Annotated in this window: 21 protein-coding genes; 14 read left to right on the top strand and 7 right to left on the bottom strand. The window is 61.1% G+C overall.

Annotated features, from left to right (window positions below; translation table 11 throughout):
* Positions 1-2: 2 nt before the first annotated feature.
* Positions 3-923, bottom strand: coding sequence for a sulfotransferase (locus tag GY725_10415; GenBank protein MCP4004598.1), 921 nt, complete (start codon positions 921-923; stop codon positions 3-5).
* 519 nt (positions 924-1,442) lie between these two features.
* On the opposite strand from GY725_10415, the gene GY725_10410 reads away from it, so the two are divergent.
* The 11 genes from GY725_10410 to GY725_10360 all read left to right on the top strand — a co-directional run bounded on the left by GY725_10410 (position 1,443) and on the right by GY725_10360 (position 13,908).
* Positions 1,443-3,128: an HAD-IIIC family phosphatase gene (locus tag GY725_10410; protein ID MCP4004597.1), complete on the top strand. Its 1,686-nt coding sequence runs from the start codon at positions 1,443-1,445 to the stop codon at positions 3,126-3,128.
* 235 nt (positions 3,129-3,363) lie between these two features.
* Positions 3,364-4,776 (top strand): sigma-54-dependent Fis family transcriptional regulator, encoded by a 1,413-nt coding sequence (locus GY725_10405; GenBank protein ID MCP4004596.1) that lies wholly within the window; start codon positions 3,364-3,366, stop codon positions 4,774-4,776.
* A gap of 47 nt (positions 4,777-4,823) precedes the next feature.
* Positions 4,824-5,456: a polysaccharide export protein gene (locus GY725_10400; protein MCP4004595.1), complete on the top strand. Its 633-nt coding sequence runs from the start codon at positions 4,824-4,826 to the stop codon at positions 5,454-5,456.
* The gene (locus tag GY725_10395) at positions 5,428-7,071 is read left to right on the top strand and encodes a hypothetical protein (GenBank protein MCP4004594.1); all 1,644 of its coding nucleotides are present in this window, start codon (positions 5,428-5,430) and stop codon (positions 7,069-7,071) included. Before GY725_10400 ends, GY725_10395 begins: the two co-directional genes overlap by 29 nt.
* A gap of 241 nt (positions 7,072-7,312) precedes the next feature.
* Positions 7,313-8,266 carry an NAD-dependent epimerase/dehydratase family protein gene (locus GY725_10390; protein ID MCP4004593.1) on the top strand — a complete coding sequence of 318 codons (954 nt, stop codon included), beginning with the start codon at positions 7,313-7,315 and terminating at the stop codon, positions 8,264-8,266.
* Positions 8,263-9,204, top strand: a complete 942-nt coding sequence (locus tag GY725_10385) for an NAD-dependent epimerase/dehydratase family protein (GenBank protein MCP4004592.1) — start codon at positions 8,263-8,265, stop codon at positions 9,202-9,204. Before GY725_10390 ends, GY725_10385 begins: the two co-directional genes overlap by 4 nt.
* Before the next feature lie 8 nt (positions 9,205-9,212).
* Positions 9,213-9,710 carry a VanZ family protein gene (locus GY725_10380; GenBank protein ID MCP4004591.1) on the top strand — a complete coding sequence of 166 codons (498 nt, stop codon included), beginning with the start codon at positions 9,213-9,215 and terminating at the stop codon, positions 9,708-9,710.
* Complete coding sequence (locus GY725_10375; GenBank protein ID MCP4004590.1) at positions 9,583-10,896, top strand: UDP-glucose/GDP-mannose dehydrogenase family protein; 1,314 nt, start codon at positions 9,583-9,585, stop codon at positions 10,894-10,896. Before GY725_10380 ends, GY725_10375 begins: the two co-directional genes overlap by 128 nt.
* Entirely contained in the window at positions 10,758-11,975 is a 1,218-nt protein-coding gene (locus GY725_10370; protein MCP4004589.1) for an NTP transferase domain-containing protein, read from the top strand. The genes GY725_10375 and GY725_10370 overlap by 139 nt, the downstream gene beginning before the upstream one ends.
* Before the next feature lie 10 nt (positions 11,976-11,985).
* Positions 11,986-12,648 carry a Crp/Fnr family transcriptional regulator gene (locus tag GY725_10365; GenBank protein MCP4004588.1) on the top strand — a complete coding sequence of 221 codons (663 nt, stop codon included), beginning with the start codon at positions 11,986-11,988 and terminating at the stop codon, positions 12,646-12,648.
* Positions 12,649-12,720: 72 nt separating this feature from the next.
* On the top strand, positions 12,721-13,908 hold the full coding sequence (locus tag GY725_10360) for an acyl-CoA dehydrogenase (protein MCP4004587.1): 1,188 nt from the start codon (positions 12,721-12,723) through the stop codon (positions 13,906-13,908).
* A gap of 22 nt (positions 13,909-13,930) precedes the next feature.
* Here the strand turns inward: GY725_10360 and GY725_10355 are convergent, their stop codons facing one another.
* The 5 genes from GY725_10355 to GY725_10335 form a co-directional block, all read right to left on the bottom strand.
* On the bottom strand, positions 13,931-14,914 hold the full coding sequence (locus GY725_10355) for a branched-chain amino acid--2-keto-4-methylthiobutyrate aminotransferase (GenBank protein MCP4004586.1): 984 nt from the start codon (positions 14,912-14,914) through the stop codon (positions 13,931-13,933).
* 23 nt (positions 14,915-14,937) lie between these two features.
* Positions 14,938-16,446, bottom strand: coding sequence for an NAD(P)/FAD-dependent oxidoreductase (locus GY725_10350; protein ID MCP4004585.1), 1,509 nt, complete (start codon positions 16,444-16,446; stop codon positions 14,938-14,940).
* Positions 16,447-16,520: 74 nt separating this feature from the next.
* On the bottom strand, positions 16,521-18,683 hold the full coding sequence (locus tag GY725_10345; GenBank protein MCP4004584.1) for a molybdopterin-dependent oxidoreductase: 2,163 nt from the start codon (positions 18,681-18,683) through the stop codon (positions 16,521-16,523).
* 74 nt (positions 18,684-18,757) lie between these two features.
* Positions 18,758-19,675, bottom strand: a complete 918-nt coding sequence (locus tag GY725_10340) for an alpha/beta hydrolase (protein MCP4004583.1) — start codon at positions 19,673-19,675, stop codon at positions 18,758-18,760.
* A gap of 57 nt (positions 19,676-19,732) precedes the next feature.
* Positions 19,733-21,523 carry a response regulator gene (locus tag GY725_10335; GenBank protein MCP4004582.1) on the bottom strand — a complete coding sequence of 597 codons (1,791 nt, stop codon included), beginning with the start codon at positions 21,521-21,523 and terminating at the stop codon, positions 19,733-19,735.
* Positions 21,524-21,696: 173 nt separating this feature from the next.
* Here GY725_10335 and GY725_10330 point away from each other — a divergent pair, with 173 nt between their 5' ends.
* Positions 21,697-22,431 (top strand): c-type cytochrome, encoded by a 735-nt coding sequence (locus GY725_10330; GenBank protein MCP4004581.1) that lies wholly within the window; start codon positions 21,697-21,699, stop codon positions 22,429-22,431.
* A 96-nt stretch (positions 22,432-22,527) separates the two neighbouring features.
* Positions 22,528-23,298 (top strand): class I SAM-dependent methyltransferase, encoded by a 771-nt coding sequence (locus tag GY725_10325; protein ID MCP4004580.1) that lies wholly within the window; start codon positions 22,528-22,530, stop codon positions 23,296-23,298.
* Here GY725_10325 and GY725_10320 read toward each other — a convergent pair.
* Positions 23,279-24,016, bottom strand: a complete 738-nt coding sequence (locus GY725_10320) for a hypothetical protein (GenBank protein MCP4004579.1) — start codon at positions 24,014-24,016, stop codon at positions 23,279-23,281. The two genes, GY725_10325 and GY725_10320, sit on opposite strands and share 20 nt — an antisense overlap.
* Positions 24,017-24,210: 194 nt before the next feature.
* On the opposite strand from GY725_10320, the gene GY725_10315 reads away from it, so the two are divergent.
* Entirely contained in the window at positions 24,211-25,518 is a 1,308-nt protein-coding gene (locus tag GY725_10315; protein MCP4004578.1) for an iron-containing alcohol dehydrogenase, read from the top strand.
* Positions 25,519-25,527: the final 9 nt, after the last annotated feature.

Below are 25,527 nucleotides of genomic sequence, written 5' to 3'. Positions count from 1 at the left end.
CGTCAGTCCGAGCTGGGGAGGTCGTATCCGAGTCGGGTCATGGTCTCGCCAGCTTCGGCGAGCATCCGCTCGATCACGTCTCGCGGTTGCTCGCGCCAGTTGCCGATGCTCGGCGAAAATCCGCGCGAGCGCGCGGCCTTCTCGTCTTGCAGGCCGATCCACTCGTCGTGTTCCTGTTCGTGGAAGCGAAGAACTTCGGGCTCCCATGCTTCACCCAGGAATTCGAACAAGCCTCGGACCGTCGGCTCGGGATCGCTCGCGAGCTGTTCGTAGCGGATTTCGTGGCAGCGATCGGGATGCGCGGCCTGGAATCCGAGCATCTTCTCGCACTGTGTGGACCAGTAACGCGCGGCACCAGCGTGGGCGTCGCCTTTGCAGGCTTCAACGAAGGGAGTGATGTCGCGATTGGGCATCTCGGCGATCGAGCACGAGGCATCGAGTCCGTGGCGATAGATCATCGGGTAGAGGCAGGCCGGCCCATACAGTTCTTCCAGCCGCGCAAGGTGCGACACGTAACTCGGAGTCTTGTCGGCCCAGCGCGGTTTATGTCGCGCTGCACAGTAGTTGTCGAAGAAGTAGGAGGCGGATTCTCGAATCCGCGCGATCACGTGTTCGCGCGAGAAACCCATCGCTTCAAAACCTTCCATAGCCTTTGCGTCATCGAGTACGGAAGCCAGCGGTGTGAGGAAGAATGACTCCGGTGGGCAGGCGAAGCGCGAATGGCTGTCGACGATCAGGCGCAATAGCGTCGTGCCGGAACGGTGCACGCCCGTCAAGAAGATGGGTGGCTCGCTGGGACTCGTGGATTCCGCGACTACGATCTCACGTCGTGTGCGTCGCATCTCGGCGAGCAGTTGGCTCACCCAGCGCCGCGCGATCCGGTCGATCTGCTTCAGGGGATTCGAATTGCCGTCATTGCTCAATGGGTTCTCGTTCCCGGAGAGGGTTCGGACTGTACTTGGGTCAGGCGCAGACGGATGTGTAACAGGCGCGGAAGGCGCCCGCGAGGGCCCGGAGCGCAGCTGCGGATCGAGCTCTTTTCTGGCTCGATGGGCAGGCGCACGACTTCCGCAGATCGTCGCACGGGTTGCCAGTGTCGGAGATCGCGCAACTGGGCCGCGCTCGGACATTCGAGGGATGCCCCGCAGGCTCAAACGCCTATGCGCAATTCTTCCGAGCGGACCGATGGAGAGGAAAGCGGGTGCGAACGAGGCTTGCCTGGAGTCTGGTCCGTTGGTAGAATTCGCTTTCAAAATAGCTACTTACGACGATTCTGGCGGCACTGGCAGGCGCGATCAGACGCGGAGTCGAAGTCTACTTGCGGCAGAGGACGGCATGAATCGGCAGCAGATCGCCCAGATCCGGTTCGAGATCATCGATCAGGTTTCCGAGACGCGCCCCGACGGGACTTTCGGGACGGTGGCCGCCGGGGTCCAGAGTTGATGGGGGATCAGAAGACATCGTGTCTGCTGATCTCCGATTTCAATCTGGGAAATCTGAGCGGCTATCTCGGCAATGATGACGAAGCGCCATCCGTGGTCGCGAAGCTGACGCCGTTTGGTCAGGTGATGCCGAGCCTGCTCGACGCCGGTGCCGAAGCGTGGCGGGACGCACACGATCTGGCGCTGGTCTGGACCCGACCCGAGGGCGTGATCGAGAGCTTTGCCGCTTTTCAGAGAGGTGAGTCGCACGATCTAGAGCGACCGCTCGAAGAGGTCGACTCTTTTTGCCGTGCGATCGAGGGCGCTACAGATCGCGTGAAAGCGGTACTGGTCGCGACCTGGACGATTCCCGGTTTTCGCAGAGGAACCGGGCTTTGCGACCTGAAAGGAGGCCTGGGCGATTTGCTCATGCGCATGAATCACCGCCTGATCGAGCGTCTGCGCGATGTACGAGGAGTGTGGGTGATCGATTCGCGTCGCTGGATGGAGGCCGCGGGTTCGGCCGCCTACGGATCCAAGTACTGGTACATGGCCAAGATTCCCTTCAGTCGCGATGTCTTCAAGGAAGCAACCGCCGACATCAAGGCCGCTCTGCGCACACTCGCGGGCGATACCCGCAAGCTGATCGTTCTGGATCTGGATGACACGCTCTGGGGCGGCGTCGTCGGTGACGAGGGCTGGCAGTCGCTCACACTAGGCGGGCACGATCCGGTCGGTGAGGCGTTTTGTGACTTCCAGCGGGAATTGCGCGCGCTCTCCAGTCGCGGAGTCCTGCTGGCGATTGCCAGCAAGAACGACGAAGCGATTGCACTCGAGGCGCTGCGCAAACACGAGGAGATGTGCTTGCGGGAATCCGACTTCGTCGCCCGACGCATCAACTGGAGTGACAAAGCGCATAACATCGCTGAGATCGTGAGCGAGCTGAACCTGGGTCTGCAGTCGGTCGTGTTCATCGATGACAATCCAGCCGAGCGCGCGCGGGTGCGTGAGGCCCTTCCGGAGGTGCTCGTCCCCGAGTGGCCGAAGGACCCGATGCTCTACTCCGAAGCCCTGCTCGGACTGCGCTGTTTCGACAGCCTGTCGATCTCCGATGAAGACCGGCATCGCACCGAGATGTACGCCAGTGAGAGCGAGCGCGGAAAGCTATTGGAATCGATCGGGTCGGTCGAGGAGTGGCTCTCCACGCTTCAGCTACGGGTACAGGTCGAAAAGCTCGGCGCCGCGAACCTGAAGCGTACCGTCCAATTGCTGAACAAGACCAACCAGATGAACCTGAGTACGCGGCGCATTACGGAAGCCGAACTCGGTGCCTGGCAGGACGATCCGGCGCACGAACTCTGGACCTTCCGAGTGGAGGATCGCTTCGCCGATTCCGGGCTCACCGGCATTGCCAGCCTGAGGTGTTCCGGTGACGACGCGAAGGTCGTCGATTTCGTGCTGAGCTGCCGCGTCTTCGGCCGCAAGATCGAGCGGGTCATGATGCACACGCTCGTAGAGCACGCCCGCAGCCTGGGCGCGAAACGCGTCGAGGCCGAGTACCTGCCGACTGCCAAGAACAAGCCTTGTCTGGAATTTCTGGGCGCCTCGGGTCTGGAGCGGATCGGCGAGGGCAATACCTTCGTGTGGGATACCCTCGAGCCCTACCCACTCCCGGACGCAATTCAGGTGCGTTCCGCCGACTCCTGAGCCGGTCAAAGCTCGAATAGTTCGAAAATCGAACTTCCCGAGCTGCCGTTTAGCAATGGGAAGCCGTCCACCGTTTCTCTGTAGAGCGATACACAGTGATCTGCATCTTCGGGTTTCTGCCGGTGATTTTCCGGCTCTGTGTGCGGATTGGCTACGCAATTCGCTGGAGTTGGACTTGGCACGCTTGTCGCACCCGCCAAGCGGGGTGGGCGTTCGTGCCCGGGGCCGGGTGAAGATGAATCAGACGCAGAAACTGCTGGTGGTGGACGACGACGAGGCTGCGCGGGGCTGGCTCGCGGCCTTCGCGGTCCGGCTCGGTTTCGAGGTGGCGATCGCAGAAACGGGCGAGCGGGCCCTGGATCTATTCGAGGCCTTCCAGCCCGACCTCGTGACGCTCGACGTGCAGTTGCCCGGGATTGACGGCATGACCACGCTGAAGGCCCTGAGGCGCATGAATGCCCACACCGCCGTGATCATGCTGGCGGGCGCGGGGTCGACCCAGACGATCGTGGAGGCGATCCGCAACGGGGCCTGTGATTTCTTGCGCAAGCCATTCGAGTTCGAGGAACTCGAGACCGCGTTCGACAAGGCGCTGGCGCGCACTCGGCTCGATCGCGAAGTCGAGTTCCTGCGCAATCGCCGCGGCTTTCCCGGCAAATACCTCAGTCTGGGCAGTAATCCCAAGATGCTTCTGGTCGAAGACGTGATCCGGCACGTGGCCGATACCGACATCACGGTGCTGATTCGCGGCGAGAGCGGAACCGGCAAGGAACTGGTCGCGCGTCGACTCTACCAGCAGTCGAGCCGTTCGAGCTGCCCCCTGATCAAGGTCAACTGCGCTGCGCTACCCGCGGAACTGCTCGAGAGCGAGCTCTTCGGCTATGAGAAGGGCGCGTTCACCGGCGCCCAGCGGCGCAAGCTGGGCAAGTTCGAAGTGGCCAACGGCGGAACGATCTTTCTCGACGAGATCAGCGAGATGCACCCGAGCCTGCAGGCCAAGCTCCTGCAAGTGCTCCAGGACGGTCAGTTCAGCCGGCTCGGCGGCGAACGCGACATCGAGGTCGACACCCGCGTCGTGGCTGCGACCAATCGCGACCTGGAAGCTTCGGTGCGCGCGGGCGCGTTCCGCGAAGATCTGTTCTACCGGCTGAACGTGGTGACGATTTCGATCCCGCCGTTGCGGGAGCGCAGCGATGAGATCGGACCCCTGGGGGAGTACTTTCTGGAAACGTACTCGTGTGAATACGGCAAGGAATGCACACGTCTTTCCGAGGAATTGCAGACCGCCATGTTGATCCACGACTGGCCGGGCAATGTGCGTGAACTCGAAAATCTGATCAAGCGGATCGTCGTGCTGGGAACGGAGCAGCCGGCGTTACACGAGCTCGCAGCCCGGAAATCACGCCAGTCCGTCACCTCCACCGCCTCCAGGCCCACAGAGCTTCAGAGGTATTTGTCGGGCGAGGCCGAGTCGGTCAGCCTCAAACGCATTGCCAGAGAAGCGACCTTGGTTGCGGAGAAACACCTGATCGAGCGAGTTCTCGAACGAACCCGCTGGAATCGCAAAGAAGCTGCACGAATTCTCCAGATCAGCTACAAGGCGCTGCTCTACAAGATGAAAGATGCCGGGCTGGTGGATTCAGCCTGATCCGAACTCCGGCATCTATCCGTCGTATGATAGAGGGAACGATGCCGTTGAGACGCCCCCCCATTTCAGCACTGATCCTGGCCCTGCTCGGGCTGACGATCAGTGCTTGTGTTCAGACCCTCCGCGACCAGCCCAGCGCTGCCGAGATGGATGCCTTTGCCCAGGAAGCGCGCCAGGAATACGTCATCGGTCCGCGTGATACGCTCGCTATCAGTGTCTGGGGCCAGTCGCAATTGAGCACGCCAAGTCTCGAGGTACGCCTCGATGGCAAGATCTCGAGTCCGTTGCTCGACGATGTGCAGGCCGCGGGCCTCACTCCGGCTGAACTCAAGGTCGTCATGACCGAGGGTCTCGAGGAGTTCATCAGCGATCCTCAGGTCACCATAACGGTCCTTCAGAGCCGGTCGAAGGTGATCTACATACTCGGCGAGGTCGTCAAAGAGAATTCGTTCCTCCTCCAGCCGGAGATGCGCCTGGTCGACGCGATCGCGATGGCCGGGGGTTTCCTGACCTTCTCGCGCAAGGATCGCATCAAGCTCATCCGCACCAAGGACAGCGGGCAGACCGTCGAGTTCATCTTCGACTACGACGCTTTCGTGAGCGGAGAAAATCTCGAGCAGAACGTACTGCTCCTACCCGGAGATCGGATCATTGTTCCCGATGAAGCCCCATTCTGGTAGCGCTAGCTCAACGCTTGCTTTCGTTTCACTGATCGGCCTGGTGCTCACCCTGGCGATGCCGACCTCTGCCCACGCGGGAAAGAGGATGGTGAGTCCGTCGATGTCGGTGTCGGTCGGCTACGACGACAATGTGCTCAACGACGAAGTCAATCAGCAGGACAGTTTCTTCACGCGCCTGCGCCCGAAGCTCTTCATCGAACGGGAGAGTGATTCGGGAACGACTGGCTTTACTCTGGGCGGTACCGGGCGGATTTACGAAGCCTATTCGGATCTCAACTCTTTCGATGTATTCAGCAAGTTCGAAATCGAGCGGCAGATCACTAAGCGGCTCACCCTGGTTTCAAACATTCGTTTCGACGACTACTCCAAACGGGATCGGTTCGAAGACGACAATGCGATTTTCGGTGGCCGTCCGGACCAGCAGGACACTGCATTCGGTGGTGGTTTGCGTTATTTGATCGATTCCCGTTCCCGGCTCAACATCGACCTGGGGTATGGCTCTGTCGACTACGATGAGCGGCTAGACATCTCAAACCTCAATGCTCGAGGTCGTCGCGACTCAACCAGAAACTGGGGACAGGTCAGCGTAATTCGCAATCTCTCATTGCTAGATGAGGTCAGCGTGACCTCGACCTACAGCGAGACGAATCTGCAGGACATCGGCGCGGGAGAGACCGACACGACCTTGTGGAACAACCAGATCGGCTGGAAACACATAATCAGCTCGCGCTGGGATACCCGAGTTTCGTTGGGCTTCCGTACCCTCGAGAAGGAATTCTCCGGTGCTACGGTAAAGACCACGGGGCTGGTCGGAAGTGCGACTGTGCAGCGTCGCTTTGCACGAGGATTTGCCAGTCTTTCCTACAGCCGAGACTCGAAGGCGACTTCGGGAGGGAGTTCCAGTGTGGACGTCGACACGCTGACGATGCGGTTGATTCGCAAGTTGTCCGAGCGTGTCACCTTCTCGCTGGTCGGCGAAGCCCGCCGCTACACCTCGACGGGTGATGTTCAGGATGTTGATGAAGGTGCCTTCGCGCCACGGCACTTGGTTTTGGAAGATGGGAAATTCCTGGAAGCCGGCCAAACTCTACCAGCGAAAAGCATATTGAAGGAAGGAACTCAGCTGACCGGCGACCTGCTGGAGAATATCGACGAGACTTTCATCGATTCGGGCGGTGTGCTTCTGCAAGACGTGCCGTCCCCCGAGTTCCCCGTAACGCTCAGTGAGAAACTGACCTTCGCGAACGGCATCAAGATCGCGATCCATGAACCCATCCTGGTCCTATTGAATGATTCAAGCGGTGAAGTCACTATCACTGAGGTGCCCGGAATAGCCAATGCATTTCCGCTGATTGACTGCAGTGAATACGCTGATAACGTCGGCGCTGCCTGGAGCGGCACGTCCGCCAGGTGTCTGCATCTGATCGACAACGATACGGATCGAGAGAATCTGTCGTTGTCCGCTCGTATCGACTGGCGGCTCAAGCGCCGCCTCACGACCTTCCTATTACTAAAGTGGTCGGACTTCGATTCACAGGACTACCAATCGAGTGAAAGCTACGACAAGGTCATCATGTCGTTCGGATTCCGGTACTTCTTCGATCAGGAATTCTAGGCACAGCGCTCCCGGGGACCTCGGGAATCTGCCGAAAACTCACATCCCTTTTTCAGATGGCTTCCGGGGCCGGGGCTTGCTCCCCGCAATCTCGCCGACCCGCTCGCCGGGGCGCAGATCTGCGTGCTGAACCCGACCGGCAGACGAGCTTCTGACCCGCCCCGAATTTTCTCGGTAATTGGCGGGACAAACCACCGATAAGACAAACCAGGCAACCGGCATCGAACGTCGGGGAGGCGTCATGAGAGTGCTCGTCACGGGCGGTGCAGGGGCGATCGGCTCCTGGGTCGTCGAAGCGCTTCTGGCACGCGGCGAGGAAGTCGCAGTGCTCGACTCGTTTCACGACTTCTACCCCCGGATTCGCAAGCAGCGCAATCTGGCCGCTGCACAGGCGCAACCCGGTTTCTACGAGCTGTTCGAGACCGACATCCGCGACACCGAGGGCGTTGCGCGCGCTTTCGATGCCTTCCGACCACAGGGTGTGATCCACCTGGCCGCACGCGCCGGCGTACGCCCGAGCCTGGAAGATCCGGTGACTTACAGCGATGTGAACCTGACCGGTACCTCTGTAGTTCTGGAGGCCTCGCGTCGCGCCGGGGTCGAGCGCTTGGTGTTTGCCTCGTCTTCCAGCGTGTACGGCGAGCGACCACGCGGACCCTTTGTGGAAGACCTGGTCGCGGATCGACCCCTTTCTCCTTATGGCGCGACCAAGCGCGCCGGTGAACTCCTCTGCCACGCCGCGTATTCCAGTACGGGCATGCCGATCAGCTGCCTGCGCTTTTTTACTGCGTACGGTCCCAGGCAACGTCCCGACCTGGCGATCCACCGCTGGTCTCGACTCGCGCTTGAAGACAAGCCGATTCCCGTTTTCGGCGACGGGTCCGCGGAACGCGACTTTACCTTCGTCCACGATCTGGTCGACGGAATTCTGAGCGCGCTGGATCGCGCGAACGCCTTTCGTGTGTACAACCTGGGTCGGGGTGAACCCGTAACCTTGAACGAGACGATTCGCGCACTCGAGAAAGCCCTGGGTATGTCGGTACGGCGCGACCAGCAACCGTGCGCGCCGGGCGATGTACCTCGTACCTGGGCTTCGATCGAGCGCGCCCGCGAGGAACTCGGCTATCAGCCGAAGACCCAGCTCGAGGCTGGAATCGCCGCGTTCGTGGACTGGTTTCGCTCGGAGATGACTTGAGAGTACTGGTGACCGGTGGCGCCGGCTTCATCGGTTCGCATCTCGTGCGCTCCTGCCTGGAGGCGGGCGACGATGTGCGGGTGCTCGACGATCTGAGTTCTGGACATCTCGCGAATCTGGACGGCGTTCTCGACGCTGTGGATTATTCCAAGGGCAGTGTCGTCGATCCCGACCAGGTCGCGCACGCGGTAGCCGATTGCGAAGTCGTCTTTCACCAGGCGGCGGTGGCCTCTGTACCACAGTCGCTGGATGATCCGATCGGCACCCACGCGGTGAACGCGACCGGAACGCTAAACGTCCTGGAAGCCGCCCGCCGTGCCGGAGTGCGACGCGTGGTCTTTGCAGCATCCTGTGCGGTCTATGGAGATTCTGAGGAGCTTCCCAAGACCGAAGCAATGCCCGCTCGTCCGCTGTCTCCGTACGCCCTGCACAAACATATGGGCGAGCGCTATTGCGAACTCTACAGCGATCTACTTGGCCTGGAGGCGGTCGCACTGCGCTACTTCAACGTCTTTGGTCCGCGCCAGGATCCGAAATCGATGTATGCGGGTGTGATCCCGATTTTCGTGACCGCACTGGTCGGCGGTCGCACTCCGCGTGTGGACGGTGACGGGCTGCAGACTCGTGACTTCGTCTACGTTCAGGACGTCGTTGCCGCGAACCGCGCGGCGGCTGTCGCGCCATCTGTGGCTGCGGGCAAGGTGATCAACGTGGGGCGAGGCGAGAGCGTGACCATCCTCGAACTCCTGCGCGAGATCGCGTTGGCTTTGGGCGTGGACCCTCCTGCGCCGGATTTCGCTCCGGCCCGACCCGGCGATGTGTCTGCGAGTCGTGCCGATATCCACCGGGCTCGCGAACTCCTGGACTGGCAACCCGGGGTCGACCTGCGAACGGGTCTACGCGATACGGTGGCGTACTACCGGGATGTCCGGAGGTAGTTCCGGCGATGGCCTGGCGACTGACGGTCTTGGCGGCATATGCGATCGGAACGATATTTCTCTCGTTGCTGCCGGGGCGCGATCTCTCTGTCTTCGGTTTTCCGAAGTTCGTCTGGGATCTCGCGCATCTGCCGCTCTTTGCCGGTCTGACGATTGTCTGCTTGTGGGCCACCGTCGGCGGTGGTCTGTGGCGCGTTGTTTTCGTGTGCGCAGCCTGCTTCGCCTTCTCAGCGACCGAGGAATGGCATCAGCGTCTCGTTCCGGGTAGGTTTGCCTCGCTTACAGACCTGAGAACGAATGCGATCGGGATTCTCGTGGGTGCTGCGCTCTGGGAGGGCTACAGGGCTCTTTCAGTGAAGCAAGAGGAGAACCACAGCAATGAACATAGCTGTGATCGGAACTGGATACGTCGGACTCGTGACGGGCGCATGTTTCGCCGAGTTCGGAATCAATGTGACCTGCGTCGACAAGGACGTATCGAAGATCGAGCGGCTCGAAGCGGGTGAGATTCCCATCTTCGAGCCTGGACTCGAAGAGATCGTGCGCCGCAACACAGAGGCCGGTCGACTCACGTTCACCACGGATACACGAAGCGCCATCCAGCGCTCCCTGGTCGTTTTCATTGCCGTACCCACTCCGCCCGCTGCCGATGGCAGTACCGACCTGAGCTACGTCGACACGGTCGCGCGCACGATCGGTGAACATCTCGATGGCTACAAGGTCGTGGTCACCAAGAGCACGGTGCCTGTGAAGACCGCCGAGCGCCTGTCGCGCCTGATCGCGGAATCGGCTCAGCAACACGGAAAGGCCGACATCCGCTACTCCGTCGCTTCGAATCCCGAGTTCTTGCGCGAGGGCAGTGCGGTCGACGACTTCATGCACCCCGACCGGGTCGTGATCGGGGCCGACGACACCGAGGCGATCGCCATCCTCAAGGATCTCTACGCGCCTCTGAACCTGATCGAGGTTCCGTTCGTCATCACGAACGTCGCGACCTCGGAGCTGATCAAGTACGCCTCGAACGCCTTCCTGGCCACGAAGATCAGCTTCATCAACGAGATTGCCAATCTGTGTGAGAGTGTCGGCGCAGACGTGCATCACGTGTCTCGTGCGATGGGGCTCGACGGGCGCATTGGTCCGAAATTCCTGCACCCGGGTCCCGGCTACGGCGGCTCGTGCTTTCCCAAGGACACCGCTTCACTGGTTCGCTTCAGCGAGGAATTCGGCGTACCCCAGCGGATCGTGTCGTCGGTCCTCGAGGTCAACGAGGCGCAACGCGATCGCATGGTGTCGAAAGTCGAAGAGGCCCTCGGTGGCGACTTGAAGAACCGCACGATCGGTGTGCTGGGTCTGAGCTTCAAACCCAATACCGACGACGTGCGCGATTCCCCGGCGATCGAAGTGATCGAGCGCCTGCTCGAGCGTGGTGCGCGGATCCGCGCCTACGATCCCCAGGCGATGTCGAATGCGGCACAGGACCTGCCCGATCTGACCTACTGTCAGGATTCGTATGACACGGCGAAGGGCTGCGACGCACTCGTGCTGGCGACGGAATGGAATCAGTTCCGACGGCTCGATCTTCAACGCATCCACAGTCTGCTAGAAGAACCCGTGATCATCGATATGCGCAATATCTACGATCGCCCGAAGATGGAAGAGCTCGGGTTCCGCTACACGGGAGTAGGGCGATAGCTTCCCAGACCACGCTCTGGCCGATCGTCCTGGCCGGCGGCGCGGGTACGCGTTTCTGGCCGGCGAGCCGCCAGGCTGTGCCCAAACCGTTCGTGAAACTCCTGGGCGAGCAGACGCTCCTCGACGAAACTCTTTTGCGCATGGCGCGCCTGAAGACTACGGCTCCGACCTCGGTGATTGCCGCGAGGGAACTGGCCGGTGTCATGCGCAAGGCTCTGCGACCGCACAAGGGAGTCACTCTCCAATTCGAACCCATCGCTCGGAACACGGCTCCGGCGATTGCATTCGCCGCAGCGTGCGCACTGGGGCAGGGCTGCGACGGTGTGATCGGCATCTTCCCGGCCGACCACCACATTCCCCGCCCGGATCAATTTGCCCGGACCGTCGATACTGCAGTGCGGGCAGCCGCGCGGGGAGAGAAGCTGGTCCTGATCGGTGTGCAACCGACCCGACCCGATACCGCCTATGGCTATCTGCGCATCGGCAAGGGGGGCCGCGGTGCGCAGCTCGTGAAGAACTTTCAGGAGAAACCAAAATCCCGGGTTGCGAAGCGTTATTTCAACAGCGGTGAGTATCTGTGGAATGCGGGCATGCTGGTCGCGCGACCGGAACTCATCCTGTCGGAAACCCGCGAGCACGCACCCGAGGTCTGGAAGGGTCTCGGGCCGGCGCTCGAGAGGATCGCGAAGGGTCAGCGCGTGACGCGTGTCGAGTTGCTGGGCGCCTTTCGCGCTGCTGAGGCGATTTCTTTCGACTACGCCGTGCTGGAACGGAGTGCGCGGACCTTCGCGGTGCGCGCGCGTTTTGCCTGGTCGGACCTCGGCAGCTGGGACGCACTCGAGGGGCATCTTCCCCAGATCGACGGCAATTCAGTTGCCGGGGAAACGCCGCTCAGTCTCGGAGCATCGGGCAATATCGTGTGGAATGAAGGCGGGAAAACCCTTGTTTTACAGGGCGTTCACGACCTTGTGATCGTGGACACAGCCGATGCCCTGTTGATCTGCCGAAAAGACCAGGCACAGGGAGTCCGAGAGGTCGTCAAAGAACTGTCCCTTCGGGGAAGGAAGGATCTGGCGTAGAATGAACGCCATGAAAGACAGGGTCGAAGCACTCCGCGGGATTCCGCTTTTTCAAGCGTTGGATGAAAAACACCTGCGCGAAATTGCCGGTCTGCTGATCGACCGGAAGATTCCGAAGGATGCGGTCATCTTCGAAGAGGGCACGCTGGGCGACTACATGTATGTGATCCAGGAGGGTCAGGTAAAGGTCGCCAAGATGTCCGACGACGGGCGCGAGAAGATCCTGGAGATCCTCGGTCCAGGGGAGTTCGTCGGTGAGATGTCCCTGCTCGATCGCGAACCGCGTTCGGCGTCCGTGAAGACGATGCAGCCCTGTCTCCTGCTCGCACTCTCGCGCAGCGATTTTCTCGCGCTGCTCGCACAGAACTCCGAACTTTCGCTCGAACTGATTCGCGAACTCACGCGTCGCCTGCGCGAGACCAACGAGCAGATCCGCGGCCTGCTCTTCGAGCGGGTCGAGGGTCGTGCCCGACGCCTTATGCGCAGACTCGCCCGGGAGACGCTCTCGGAATACCCCGACCGGGTCGCGACCTCGCCGATCACGCATCAGCAACTCGCCGACCTCGTAGGTACCAGCCGCGAGACGATCACTCGCGTCATCAAGGAACTCAAGAAGGAAGGCTGGCTCGCCCAGGAGGGCAAGCGATACCTCATCCCGAAGGATGAGCCCTGAACCGTCCCCGGTTTCTCGACAGATCGTTCCCGTAAGATAGGATTCGAGCCAGTCGAGAGCGGGGAGGGGACGATGGAGTTCGACGAGACACAGAAGGCGATGGAAGGCGTGATCCGCGATTTCTGCCAGCGCGAGATCGAGCCCTGTATTCCGAAACTCGAATCCGGCGATCTCCCGGTCTTCGAGGTCATGAGGAAGATGTCCGACGCCCTCGACATGGCGGGGCTGATCGGATCCGGTGCGATCGCCGATCCTACCGTTCCCGCGATCCTGGCCAAGGAACTCTCCCGGGTCAGCCCGGGACTGTGTCTATCGGTCATTTCGAATCTGGGTTGCGGTGCGACGATCGCCACCCGAGGCAATCCGGAATTGATCCAACGTTGTGGGATACCGGTGCTTTCTCTTCAGAAGGTCGGTTGCTGGGCTCTGACCGAATCGGAATCCGGTTCCGACGCTTTCGCGTTGAAGACGACCGCGCGAATCGAAGGGGATGAAGTCGTATTGAACGGCAGCAAGGCCTTTTCTTCGAATGCTCCCGTGGCCGACGTCCTGCTGATCTACGCGCGCCTCGCCGGTGGAGAGCGGGCTGACAAGAGCCGCATCTTTCCCGTCGTCGTAGAACGGGGAACACCCGGTCTCGAGACGGGGCCACCCCTCGAGAAATTCGGCATGCACGCCTCCCCCACTGGGGACATTTTTCTCGACGATGTGCGAGTGCCCCGGGGAAATCTGCTAGGGGATCCGGATCGCCCAGCGCGTGCTACCGCGGAGCAGACGCTGGCGACCGAGCGCATTGCCATCGTTGCGATGTGTCTGGGTGTCATCGAGCGGTGCCTGGAGGAATCGATTTCCCATACGACCCAGCGCGTTCAATTCGGAAAGCCGATTGCGGCCTTCCAGCTCACACAGCAGAAGCTGGCGCGCATCTACGTCGCCCAGGAAAACGTTCGCAACTCGATGTTCGCATTGATCCGCGCGCAAGAAACGCGAACGGTGACCGAACGTCAGGTGAGCGCCGCCAAGTGGTATGCGACCGAGGCCGCCGTCAGTGTGGCCCTCGATGCCATGCAGATCATGGGTGGCGCCGGTTATCTGCGCGAACACGCTCCGGAGCGGCTTCTCCGCGACATCAAGCTCTGGACCGTCGGTGGCGGAACCAGCGAGATTCAGCAACTCACTGTTGCCAAGGATCTCTTGCGCCAGCACGGATTCGCAATTGATCTCTCGGGCGGCTTCAGTGTCGACGGGGAAACCGCCTAAGAGTCAACGCTGCGTTGCAACTCTACTTCGCCAGTTCGTAGCGCACGGGAGTGGTGTCCCAGCCATCCCAGCGGTGTTCCCAGTAGCGGTTGTGCAGGGTCGTCGCGATCTCTCCGGGTCCTTCGCGCCCGCCAATCGCTCGGCCATCGATGGTTCGCACCGGCATGATGCTTCCGGCCGTCGTCGTGAGGAAGATCTCCTCCGCATCCTCGAGTTCACTGCTGTGGATCCGCGTTGCTTTCGCGTGGATGCCGAGCTCCGCACACAGGTCGAAAACGCTCTGGCGTGTGATGCCTTCCAGGCAACCGGAGTCGGGGGTAAGGGCGACGCCATCGCGAATCACAAAGACGTTGGCTCCGGTGGCTTCGGTGAGATATCCGTCTTCATCCGGGAGCATTGCCCATTCGCCGCCGCGCTCACCGGCTTCGAACAGTGCCATCTGCATGTCCAGCCAGTGGAAGTTCTTGGCCGTCGGATCGACGGCTCTCGGTGAGATCCGTACCCGCTCGCGGGAGAGCACGAGGTCGAGTCCGCGAGCTCGCTGATCGTCGTCGGCCAGCCACACGAACGGTGAGGCAAAGGCGTAGAAACGCGGCTGGAAATTCTGCGGGTCGATCATTTCGCCGCGACCCAGAGGTGGCAGGCCGCGTGTGACGGCCCACCAAACGTACGCGTCCTTGAGGCCAGAGAGGGCGACGGTTTCGTGCAGGATCTCGGCTTCCCGTTTCCGGTTCATCGGGTTCTGCAGATGGATGGCTTCGCATGAGCGTGCCAGTCGATCCTGGTGCTGATCGAGGCGGAAAAAGGCGCCGCGACTCACGCTTACCACGTCGTACACCGCATCGGCGTGCATGAAACCACAATCGATCAGAGGAACGGAGGCCTCGATCAGCCCGCAGTGATGATCCGCGGTGAAAGCGCCGCCGAGAGCGTAGTTCTGCGGGTGCGGAAGGCGTTGGTGTTCCGGGTGGGTCGCCATGATCTCAGCCGCGCGAATGATCTCCACGTTTCTCTCCTATCCGCCGGATCTCAGCTCTTGTCGGTTTCCGGTCGGCCTTCCATGTCTTCAAAAATCAGACCCGCTGTGTTGTGCCCCGAGGACATGGTTCCGCCAAATCCGGCAGCGGGAAAAGTCCAGGCTCCCGCGAGGTAGAGGCCGGGAACGGAGGTTCTCGGCTGGGGTCGGAAGACGCTATGCGAGTCTGGAGCCAGGGCGTAACCGTAGATCGAGCCGGAGGGATTGCTGGAGTAGCGTTTCATCGTGCGCGGCGTGCCTGTTTCGATGATTTCGATTCGATCGCGAACATCAGGAATCTGTTCGGCCAGTCGATCGACCAGGTAATTCTCGAGATCGCGTTTCTTTTCTGCGTAGGTATCATCATCGAGATCGACCCAGTGCTTTCCTACGGCGATGGTGGCCGCGTGCACGATCGAACGGCCTTTGGGCTCATGGCCGGGATCAGCGAGATTGTGGTTGCCCGTGAGCCAACCCTGGGACTCGTAGTCGCCGCGTTGAACGGCATCCCATTCCGCGTCCAGGTCGTAGGTCCGGTTGAAGAAGGCACCGCGGTCTGGAAGACCGATCTTCGACGCGTCGCCGCGCAGGCCGATATAGGACTGGTGAATCGAACATGCGACCGGCAACGACTCGTCGACCTCTCGATCGGCTTTCACGAGTTCAGGGCGATCGATGAGGTTGTTGAATGTGAGAGGAGCCGCCGCATTGCTCACGACGCAAGGTGCCCGGAACGAGCCCTTCTTCGCGGTTTCTACGCCGACGATGCGGCCTCCTTCCGTGACGATGTCCGTAACTTCGGTATTCAGGATCACGCGGCCGTTGTTCTCCTCGATCTCGGCAACGAAGGCATTGGAAAGCGCCTGTCCACCGCCCTTCATGTAGAAACAACCACCGAAGTGATAGCTGTTCCACATCATCGAGTAGATGAACGCCGAGGCTTTGGATGGGACGAGTCCGATATAGCCCCATAGCGTTCCGAAGATCGAAGTGATCCTCTCATCGCGAACGTGCTGATGAACCAGTTCTTCGAGGGTCAGACCCATTGTGGCCATTGCGGCTTCGTTGGGTCCGGTTTCGTCCTCGCTGCCCTGGATGCGACGCATCGTCTCGAACAGGTCGCGGATGCCACCGGCGTGTTCGGGAAAGCTGTCGCACAAGAGTGCTGCGTAGTCATCGGCATCTGCTGGAATCTGTAGATCGTGAGCAGGGCCGCGGGAGCGGTAGGCGATGTCGAATTGATTGAGCTCGATACGCTGTCTGATTCCGAGTTCACGCAACATGCGATCCATGCCCATGCCCGGTTTCAGGCTTCCAGTCTGGTGAAGCGCGACATCGAAGTCATAGACGATGTCGGTACCTCTAACCTTGCGCAAGAAATGATGAGCGTAACCACCAGCGAAGACGTGTTGTTCGATGACCAGCACTCGCAGGCCGGCTCGTGCGAGTCGGGTTGCGGCCGTCAATCCGCCCAGTCCTGAGCCTACGACAATGACGTCCCAGTTCGTGTCGAGCTTCTTCATGATTCGATCTCCTACTTCGAGCACTCGAAGGATATCCGTTCTTCGGGGGTGCGGTCTACCGGGGCTGTGCCCGGCTACTCTGCCCCGGTGCGGGCGAGCGGCGCCACCGAGACCGGGATTCCGCTGAGGACGGCATTTCCGGACAGTGCATCGACCCGCTCTGGATCGGTGAGGTCGTTCATGCTGGCTCCGGGGTGATCGGCGGCGATCTTCATGGCGGTTCCCTCCCGACCGTGACCGTAGCCGTGAGGCAGGCTGACGACGCCGGGCATTACCGCTTCTGTGATCTCGGCGGGCACTTCGATGCGGCCGATCCGGCTACTGACACTCACGTCACTGCCATTCGCAATGCCACGTTCTTGCGCATCTGCCGGATGGATGTAGAGCACACAGCGCATCCGCCCTTTGACCAGGCTCGGGAGATTGTGCGACCAGCTATTGACGCTACGGCTCTCCCTTCGCCCGATCAGTAGAAGACCGTCGTTTGTTTCCGGCTCCCAGTCTACGAGTTGAAGTACTTCCTGGACGATTTCCTTCGGCGCCAGGTCAATCGAACTCCTTCCTCCCGGCAGACGTCCCGGTAGCGCTGGTTCGATGGGACCCAGATCGATGCCGTGTTCTGCTTTGCGTAGCGACTTCAGGCTCAGCCCTGACCGCCATGGAAGCAGACCGCTGCCGTGTGGGCCCGTACGCAGAGCGAGGTCGAGCAGGATCGTCGCAGCCCGGTCCGCGCCCAGGCGCAGCGCGGCAGAAAGTGCCAGCGCTCGCACTCGACTCGTTCCTCCGCGTCCGCGACGCAGTCGCTGCGCGAGTTCCAGGAGGATCGCCCCGTCGCTTCGCTCGCCCACAGGTGGATCGAAGACTCGCGGAGACCAGCGAGGCACGTTGCGCACCGAAAAAAGCGAAAACGCCACCTCGAAATGATCGCGTTCGAGCGGCCCCACCGGAGGCAGGATCAGGTGAGCGTGACGCGTAGTTTCGTTCAAATAGAAATCGATCGACACCATGAAATCGAGTTCGCGCAACGCCGCATCAAGCCGTTGGCCACCCGGAGAAGACAACACCGGATTGCCTGCAACCGTGACGAGTGAGCGAACCTGTCCGTCCCCCGGGGTCGAGATCTCTTCGGCCAGGCTTGCCGAGGGCAGCTCTCCCATGAATTCAGGGGTTCCTCGTATCCGGGAGTGCCAGCGTCCGCGCCGGGTCGGTGGTTGAAGCGAGATCACGTCGACCGGTGGTTGCGGGAACATCGCACCCCCGGAGCGATCGAGATTTCCCGTGATTGCGTTCAGGACTTCGACGAGCCAGCTCGTAACGGTTCCGAAGCGGACAGTGCTGGTTCCCATACGGCCGTAACAGACTGCGCTCTCGGCATCGCCGAACGAAAGGGCCAGTGAGCGGATCACGTCTTCGGGAATGCAAACGCGCGATGCAACGACTCGCGGCGCGAAACCGGCGACGGCCCGTTTCAGCGTTTCCAGGCCTTCACTGAATTCCCCCAACCGTCCCATGCGCAGCCGATCCTCGGCGAAGATCGTATGGATCATCGCAGCGAGTAGAAGCGGATCCGTGTCTGGCCGGATGAAGTGATGTTCATCGGCAAGTCTGGCCGTCTCCGTGCGCACGGGGTCGATCACGACGACTCGGCCCCCACGTTTCTGGATCGCCTGGAGCCGTCCGCGCATCCCGGGTGCGGTCATCAGGCTTCCGTTGGAGACCACGGGATTTGCCCCGAGAATCAGCATGTGGTGAGTGCGGTCGATGTCCGGAACCGGAATGAACAGGCCGCTTCCATACATCCAGTGGCAGGCGAGTTGCTTGGGGAACTGGTCCAGGGAATTCGCGCTAAAGCGCTTGTGTGTGCCCAGCGCGCCAATGAACTCATCGCTGAAGAGGATCGAGCCGAGATTGTGGACTAGCGGTTCACCCAGATAGGCAGCGAGCGCATCTTCGCCGTGTTTGCGACGCACCGCCAGAATTCCTTCGCTGGCGAGTTCGAAGGCCTCGTCCCAGGAGATGCGCTCCCAGCGCTGATCTTTGCGGCGAATCGGCTGACGCAGGCGTTCGGGATCTTCGTGCAGATCCTTGAGTGCCCAGCCCTTTGCACAGATGTGCCCGCGGCTGAGAGCATCCTTCGCGTCACCCCGGATCGTACTGATCCGGTCTCCATCCACGTGTACCGAGATCCCGCACGAGGCTTCGCACAGAGTGCAACTGCGATGAACGACTCGCTCCATGGTGTCGACACCGTGCCGCTTCGGGCCGGGCAGGGCAAGCGGCACATGTCTGCGCCAGACCGGCCTCTCGCTCATCAAGTGCCGGTCAAGTGCTCCAGCAAGAAGCGCTTCGCAGCTTGTGAAGATTGCTCGAAGCCCTTTCCATCGTAGGGAATGAAGTGATGCCCCTCGATCATCACCAGTTGCTTCGGTTCACCGGCGCGTTCAAAGGCCGCTACGCTGACCGCGGTTTCGGCCAGGCGGTCTTCAGTTGCGACCACGAGTAGCAGGGGTTTGGGACTCAGATGGGCTATACACGCGCCGGGGTCCCACATCGGCTCGGTTCCCATGCCATTGCTCAGCGTGACCGAGTTGATCCAGTTCGGTGCACTGGAAACCTGGCCCCCGAACCATTCGCTCGACTCGGACTGGTCGAGCAGGACGGGTGCTTCCGGGGCGTCGCCCGTCAGACGGACAACTGGCAGAGGTCCGACCGAGACGTCCCGGCGATCTGCCAGACCCGCTCCGCTCTCGTCGCAGACCTCATCGCAAATCGCCTCGCAACGCTCTCTGGTGTCGCTGTAGTCGACACCGGCATAGCCTGTGAAAGGAACATTGGCCACCACGGCCTTTACGCGTTCGTCGCAGGTACCGACCACGAGCACCTCGCCTCCGCTGTAACTGCTGCCCCAGATGGCGATGTGCTTCGCGTCCACCTCTGACCTTCCGCTGAGCCAGTCGATGGCACGTCGATAGTCACGGGCCTGTGCCCAGGGGTTGATTTCCTGCCTCTGCTCGCCGTCACTGGAGCCGAGGTTGCGATGATCGTAGGCCAGTACTGCCAGTCCGGCGTCACAGAAGACCTCGGCATAGCGGTCCAGAGCCATCTCCTTCACGGCCGAGAATCCGTGTGCCATGATCACTCCCGGCGCTTTACTCACACCGGATGGCAGATACAGCCAACCGCGCAGGATGGTTCCGGAGTGTCCTGGAAATTCGACGTCTCGTCGCATTCTCTTCGTCCTTTCGGGCGGTCTGCCTGCCGCCTCAGAGCGAAACACATTGCGGTGTCAGTCTGAACAACCAGAATCCCCGTTCCGGATCGTTCCGTCGAGAAGAACGCCCAAAATCGCGGCCAGTTCAGCCCCCACGTAGGGTTTTCGCAGAAAGCTCACGTCCGGCTCCCGGACCAGTTGACTTGCGGCTCTTTCTGCTTCATAGCCACTGGTCAGGAGGATCGCCGCGCAAGGATGTGCTTCCCGAAAGCGTTTGAACGTCGTGCGGCTGCTTAGCCCCGGCATGGTCATATCGAGTACGACCGCGTCGAGTTCGCTCAAGCCGCGAGCCGTTTCCAGGGCCTCCTCTCCATTTGAAGCCTCGTGGATCGTGCAACCGAAATCCTCCAGCACCCGGCGAACGAAGCTCCGAATCGCTTCTTCGTCATCTACTACAAGGATCGCACGTCCCGTCAGGGACCCGGCGACGGGTTGGTACTCCGCTTTCCGGGAGTTCTCTTCGCTCTCGGGAATGAAGAGGCGAAAGCGCGAGCCTCTCTTCGGTGCGGATTCGAGTGTGAATCCACCGCCGTGTCCCCGTGCGATGCCGAGCGCCGCGGCCAGTCCGAGACCGCGACCCTGGCTCTTCGTCGTGAAGAAGGGATCGAAAATGCGGGAGTGGTCCTCCTGAGGGATCCCCCGGCCCGTGTCACTGACCTCCAGGCACGCGTAATGCCCCGCGGACCGGTCTTCGGGCGGATCTAGTTGGAAGGCCTCGACGCGGTCGAGCTGTTCGTTGCTCGAGCACACGCGGATCAAACCGGGCTTCCCAGAAAGGGCCTCTCCAGCATTCAGCAAAAGGTTCATGACGATCTGCTGCAACTGACCGGGATCTCCCGCCACCATCAGATCGCGCTCTGCCAGATGAAACTCGATACGGGCATCCGAAGAAAGGGATTCGCGGACGATCTCCACGGCCTGGTGCACCACTGTGTTCAATTCCAGAGGCTCGAGGCTGACCCGTCCCCCTCCGGCGTAGGAAAGCAATTGGCCTGTCAAAAGAGAGGCCCGCTCGGCCGCCTGAATCACTTCGTCGAGGTTGCCACGGACCGATGCCGTGGCTGAAAGTCCGGCGTGCGCCAGTTCGGCATGACCGAGGATGATCATCAGGAGGTTGTTGAAATCGTGAGCAACACCACCGGCCATCCGGCCCAGGCTCTCGAGGTTCTGGGTCTTGAGCAGTTCTGCCTGGAGTCTCTCGCGCTCCTGTACTTCGAATTCGAGGGTTGCCACGTTGCGTTCGAGTTCGACTCGCCGGTCTTCACTTTCCCGACCTAGAGCCTCGAGGCGCTTCACGAAGGCACTTCGCCAGACATGGATGATCAGGGCGAGGGCTCCACACGTCGCGAGAAGGACGCCCGGATTGCCCCATCCCTCGGTCGCGTCGCTCCTGGCCACAGACAAGGCCACAACTGCAGCAACACTCGTCAGCAGCGCGCCGAACCACACTCGTGAGGTCAGGAAGAGGCCACCGCCAACGACGACCGCTCCCAGTCCGTGGAAAAACTGCGGCTCGGGATAGAATGTGAGAAACAGGGTGTCGTTCGCCAGAATTCCGAAGCAGATGCCGCCCACGCAAGCGTCGACGAGCCGTTCTGGAGGCGGTCGCTGGATCCAGCGCAGCCCGCAGCCGATGAGAACGAGAGCCGTGATCGCGCACGCTCCTGATATCCAGAACGCCGGGCCGGCCGGGAGAGTGCGAGCCTGAATCCAGATGAGTAGCGCGTACCATAAGCCGAGGATCAGTGCACCCGTACCCAAAGTGGTTCGAACTGAATAGGTGTGTGCGATCGTGGAACCCGGCATCCCTTTGATCTTACGATCTCCCGGCATCCGAGGCATCAGAAAACCTGTATCGGGCGAAGCAATCGGCACGCGAAGAGCTGGTCTGGCCTGCTCGTCCTCGCACTCGTGGTCTCATTGGCCTATCGCTACCGTACCCCCGCGAAGCAGAGCGTCATCCATGTCTGGGGAGTGTCTTGCCTAATCGTTCTGAAAAAAGGCTGAGCGATTTCAAGGTCGGCGCCTATCGTTCTGTGTCGGCGATCACACTTTTCCTGCTGATCGCGGTCGGGAGTTCCGCTGCGGAACAGAAATCTCCTGCTGCATCGGCTTCTTCCTCCACGTGGAAGTACGACGCGGGCAATGCCCGGGACATTCTGGAGACCTGCGCAGCCTGCCACGGGAAGAGTGGGGAGGGTGGCAAGCAGGGCGCCTACCCCAGGCTCGCCGGACTGAATGAGGTGTATCTCGCTCGCCAGCTGCGTGCCTTCAAGACGCGCAGTCGAATCAATATTCCAATGTATCCCTACGCGACCGAACGAGAATTGCCTCCGGACGACGTTCTCGATATCGCCCGCTATCTCTCACAGATCGAACTCACCACCCAGATGCCCGTCCTCGACCCGAAAATGGGAGCCTATGAGCGGTTGAAAATTGCTCAGGCGGTCTTCAATGTTCCCGGAGTCAAGGGAGACATCGCACAAGGCGCCGAAATCTACCAGGAGGAATGCGGCGAATGCCACGGCGATGAGGGTTGGGGGGATGAGGATACTCCGCAGCTCGCGGGCCAGCATACCTACTACCTGCGCGTGCAGATCGAGAAGTACCGCACAGGGAAGCGCGGCAGCGACGATATGGACGGCCTCTTCGATGAGCTGAATGCCGGGGATCTGGAGAACCTCTTCGCCTATCTGGCCTCGAGAGACGATTGATCGGATGCGTTCCTGCGCAGTCTGTTAGTCCATGCGTTCGCTTCGTGTTACCTTGCTCGTTGCGCGAAGCCCGTTCCAGGGTTCGAAGGAGACAGTCTGGACATCTGGAAGCTGCATGCGATCACCCACGGGAACCTGACTTTCTGCAATCCGATGGCGGAGGCCAAGTTCGACGAACTGATCGAACTGCTCGATCTGCCACAGGAAGCGCGCGTACTCGATATCGCCTGCGGAAAGGCCGAATTCCTGTTGCGTTGCGCACGCCGTTTCGCATGTCGCGGTGTGGGGGTCGACATCTCGCCCCATTTCGTTCGCGAAGCCCGCGAGAAGCTGGAAGCCGCGGGGCTCGCATCGCAGATCGAAACAATCGAGGCGAACGGAGCAGACTACGAGGCTGCGCCCGATTCGTTCGATGCAACGTTCTGCATCGGTGCGACTTGGGTCTGGGGAGGATTTGAAGGAACACTGCGCGCACTCGCGCACTGGACCAAGCCCGGTGGCCTGGTCGCGGTCGGCGAACCCTTCTGGCACCGCGAACCCTCGGCTGAATATCTGGAAGCTGCCGGTCTTCAGCGCTCCAGCTTCGCGAGCCATCAGCAAAATGCCGAGGCCGGGCCGGCGCAGGGTCTCGGCTTTCTGCATGCGATCGTCTCGAGTGTCGACGACTGGGACCGCTACGAGGGCTACAAGACCTATGCGACGGAGCGCTACGCGCGCAGCCATCCGGAAGACCCCGACGCCGACGAGATTCTCGGGATAGTGCGCGAGGATCTCGGGAACTACCTGCGCTGGGCTCGCGACGAACTCGGCTGGGCGGTCTATCTCTTCCTGAAGGATCCGCGACCTTCTAGAACTCGATCAGTGTGATTTCCGGCGGGCAGGCAACGCGCAGAGGAATCACGGCGGTGCCGACACCGCGGTTCACGTAGAGCGGGCCTCCGGCCGTTTCAAAGGAACCACTGTCATAGTTTCCCACGCCGAAGGGCACGAACGCCTTTTCAACGCCCGGTAGGCGAATCTGTCCGCCGTGCGAGTGACCTGCGAGGATGAGGTCGAACGGGGAGCCGTCGAGTTCGTCGACGAAGGCGGGGTAGTGGGTGAGCAGGATGTTGCGCTCGGTCCGAGCCGAGCCCAGCGCTTCGTGATCACGCTCGGCCACGCCGACGATGGTCAATCCCTTTTCCGGTACGGTCGCCGTCCGATTGACCAGCCAGGCGCCGCCGCTCGCCCCGAAGCGCCGATCGTATTGCTCGAAAGGAGCCTCGCACCAGTACTCATGGTTGCCCGGGACGCCGAATAGCGGAGCTTCGATTCCCGCCAGATGTTCCAGTGCCTCGTCCAGGTGGTGTGTTTCCTCGATGAGATCTCCGGTGAAGCAGACGAAGTCCGGCTGCAATCCGTTGATGCTGTTGATCACGCGTTCGACGTAATCGACATCGCCTTTGTAATGAAGGTCGGAAAACTGTACGAGTCGGCATTCTGGAGCGGCGCTCAGGCGAACGGACTCGATGCGAAGATCCCGCGTGCCGTACGCTGCAACGCCGAAGGTCGTTCCGAGCGGAAGTGCCGCAATCGCAGTGGCCATGAACGCACGTCGGCTGACTCCCCGTCCGGAGTGAGATGTGTCTTCCTCAGAAGCGGACTCGTCGCTTGATCGGGTCACAATTGCACCATAGCAATTCGGTTCGGGACCAGCAGATCCTGACTTGCGAATCTGACGGACACTCGCTTTTGTGGCGACTCGCGTAGACTTCATCAGTCCATCCAGGAGGAGCCGACATGGCCTGTTGTCACTACTACGCTCCCGAAACGGGCGGTGATACGGCGTTTTCCGTCGACACGTCATCAATCACATTCGGGCGCGGTGTGCTCGCGGAGGCCGGCGATCACGCACGGGCACTCGGGATCCAGCGCATCGCACTACTGACGGATCGCGGCTTGTCCGCGAGCGAGCACGTGCGGAAAGTGCGCGAATCACTGCGTGTTTCTGGCATCGATGTAGTGTTCTACGACGAGGTGCAGATCGAGCCGACCGATGTCTCTTTCCTCGCCGCGAGCGACTTCGCGCGCGAGAGTGAAGTGGATGGATTCATCGCGGTCGGCGGTGGGTCCGTGATCGATACGACGAAAGCGGCCAATCTCTACTCGTCGCATCCGGCGGACTTCCTGACCTATGTGAACGCGCCGATCGGCGCAGGCGAAGCGGTTCCGGGGCCACTCCGTCCATTCATTGCCTGCCCGACCACATCGGGTACCGGGAGTGAGTGCACGGGAATTGCCATCTTCGACCTCTTGTCGATGCAATCCAAGACCGGCATTGTTTCACGAGCTCTGCGGCCGACTCGCGCACTGATCGATCCAGATACGACGCGCACGCTGCCGGATCGCGTACTCGCCGCCAGCGCACTCGATGTGATGAGCCATGCGCTCGAATCCTATACCGCGTTGCCCTATAGCCAGCGCGCCGCCCCGACGCGCCCGAGTCTGCGACCGATGAGTCAGGGAGCCAATCCATGGAGCGATCTCGGCTGTCGTGAGGCGCTCAACCTTGCGGGACGCTTTCTCGTTCGCGCAGTGGCCGATGTGGAGGACGACGAAGCGCGAGAGCAGATGATGTGGGCCTCGACACTCGCCGGAATCGCGTTCGGCAATGCGGGCTGTCACGCACCGCACGGAATGTCGTATTCCGTTTCGGGTCTGGTGCGTGAGTTCTGTCCCGACGGGTATCCGCCGGGTGTACCCATCGTGCCTCACGGCATGTCGGTGATCGTCAATGCGCCGGCGGTGTTTCGATTTACGGCCAGCGCCGCACCGGAGAGACATCTGACGGCGGCCGAGTACCTGGGTGCGGATGTGAACGGAGCTACTGCCGAAGATGCGGGGGTGGTTCTCGCGGATCAGATCGTCAAGCTGATGCGTGCGACGCGCATCCCCAATGGTTTGTCTGGTGTTGGCTACGACGCGTCCGATGTCTCGGCACTGACCGAGCGCGCATATCCCCAACGCCGCCTCTTCTCGAACGCGCCGCGCGAGATCAGTCGTGGTCAGTTGGCCGACCTGTACCACGCTGCGATCTCGTACTGGTAGGCGGAATCA

It is taken from the genome of bacterium, from assembly GCA_024226335.1.
In the GTDB taxonomy this organism is placed as follows: Bacteria; Myxococcota_A; UBA9160; order SZUA-336; family SZUA-336; genus JAAELY01.
This window is presented reverse-complemented; position numbering and strand designations above follow the sequence as displayed.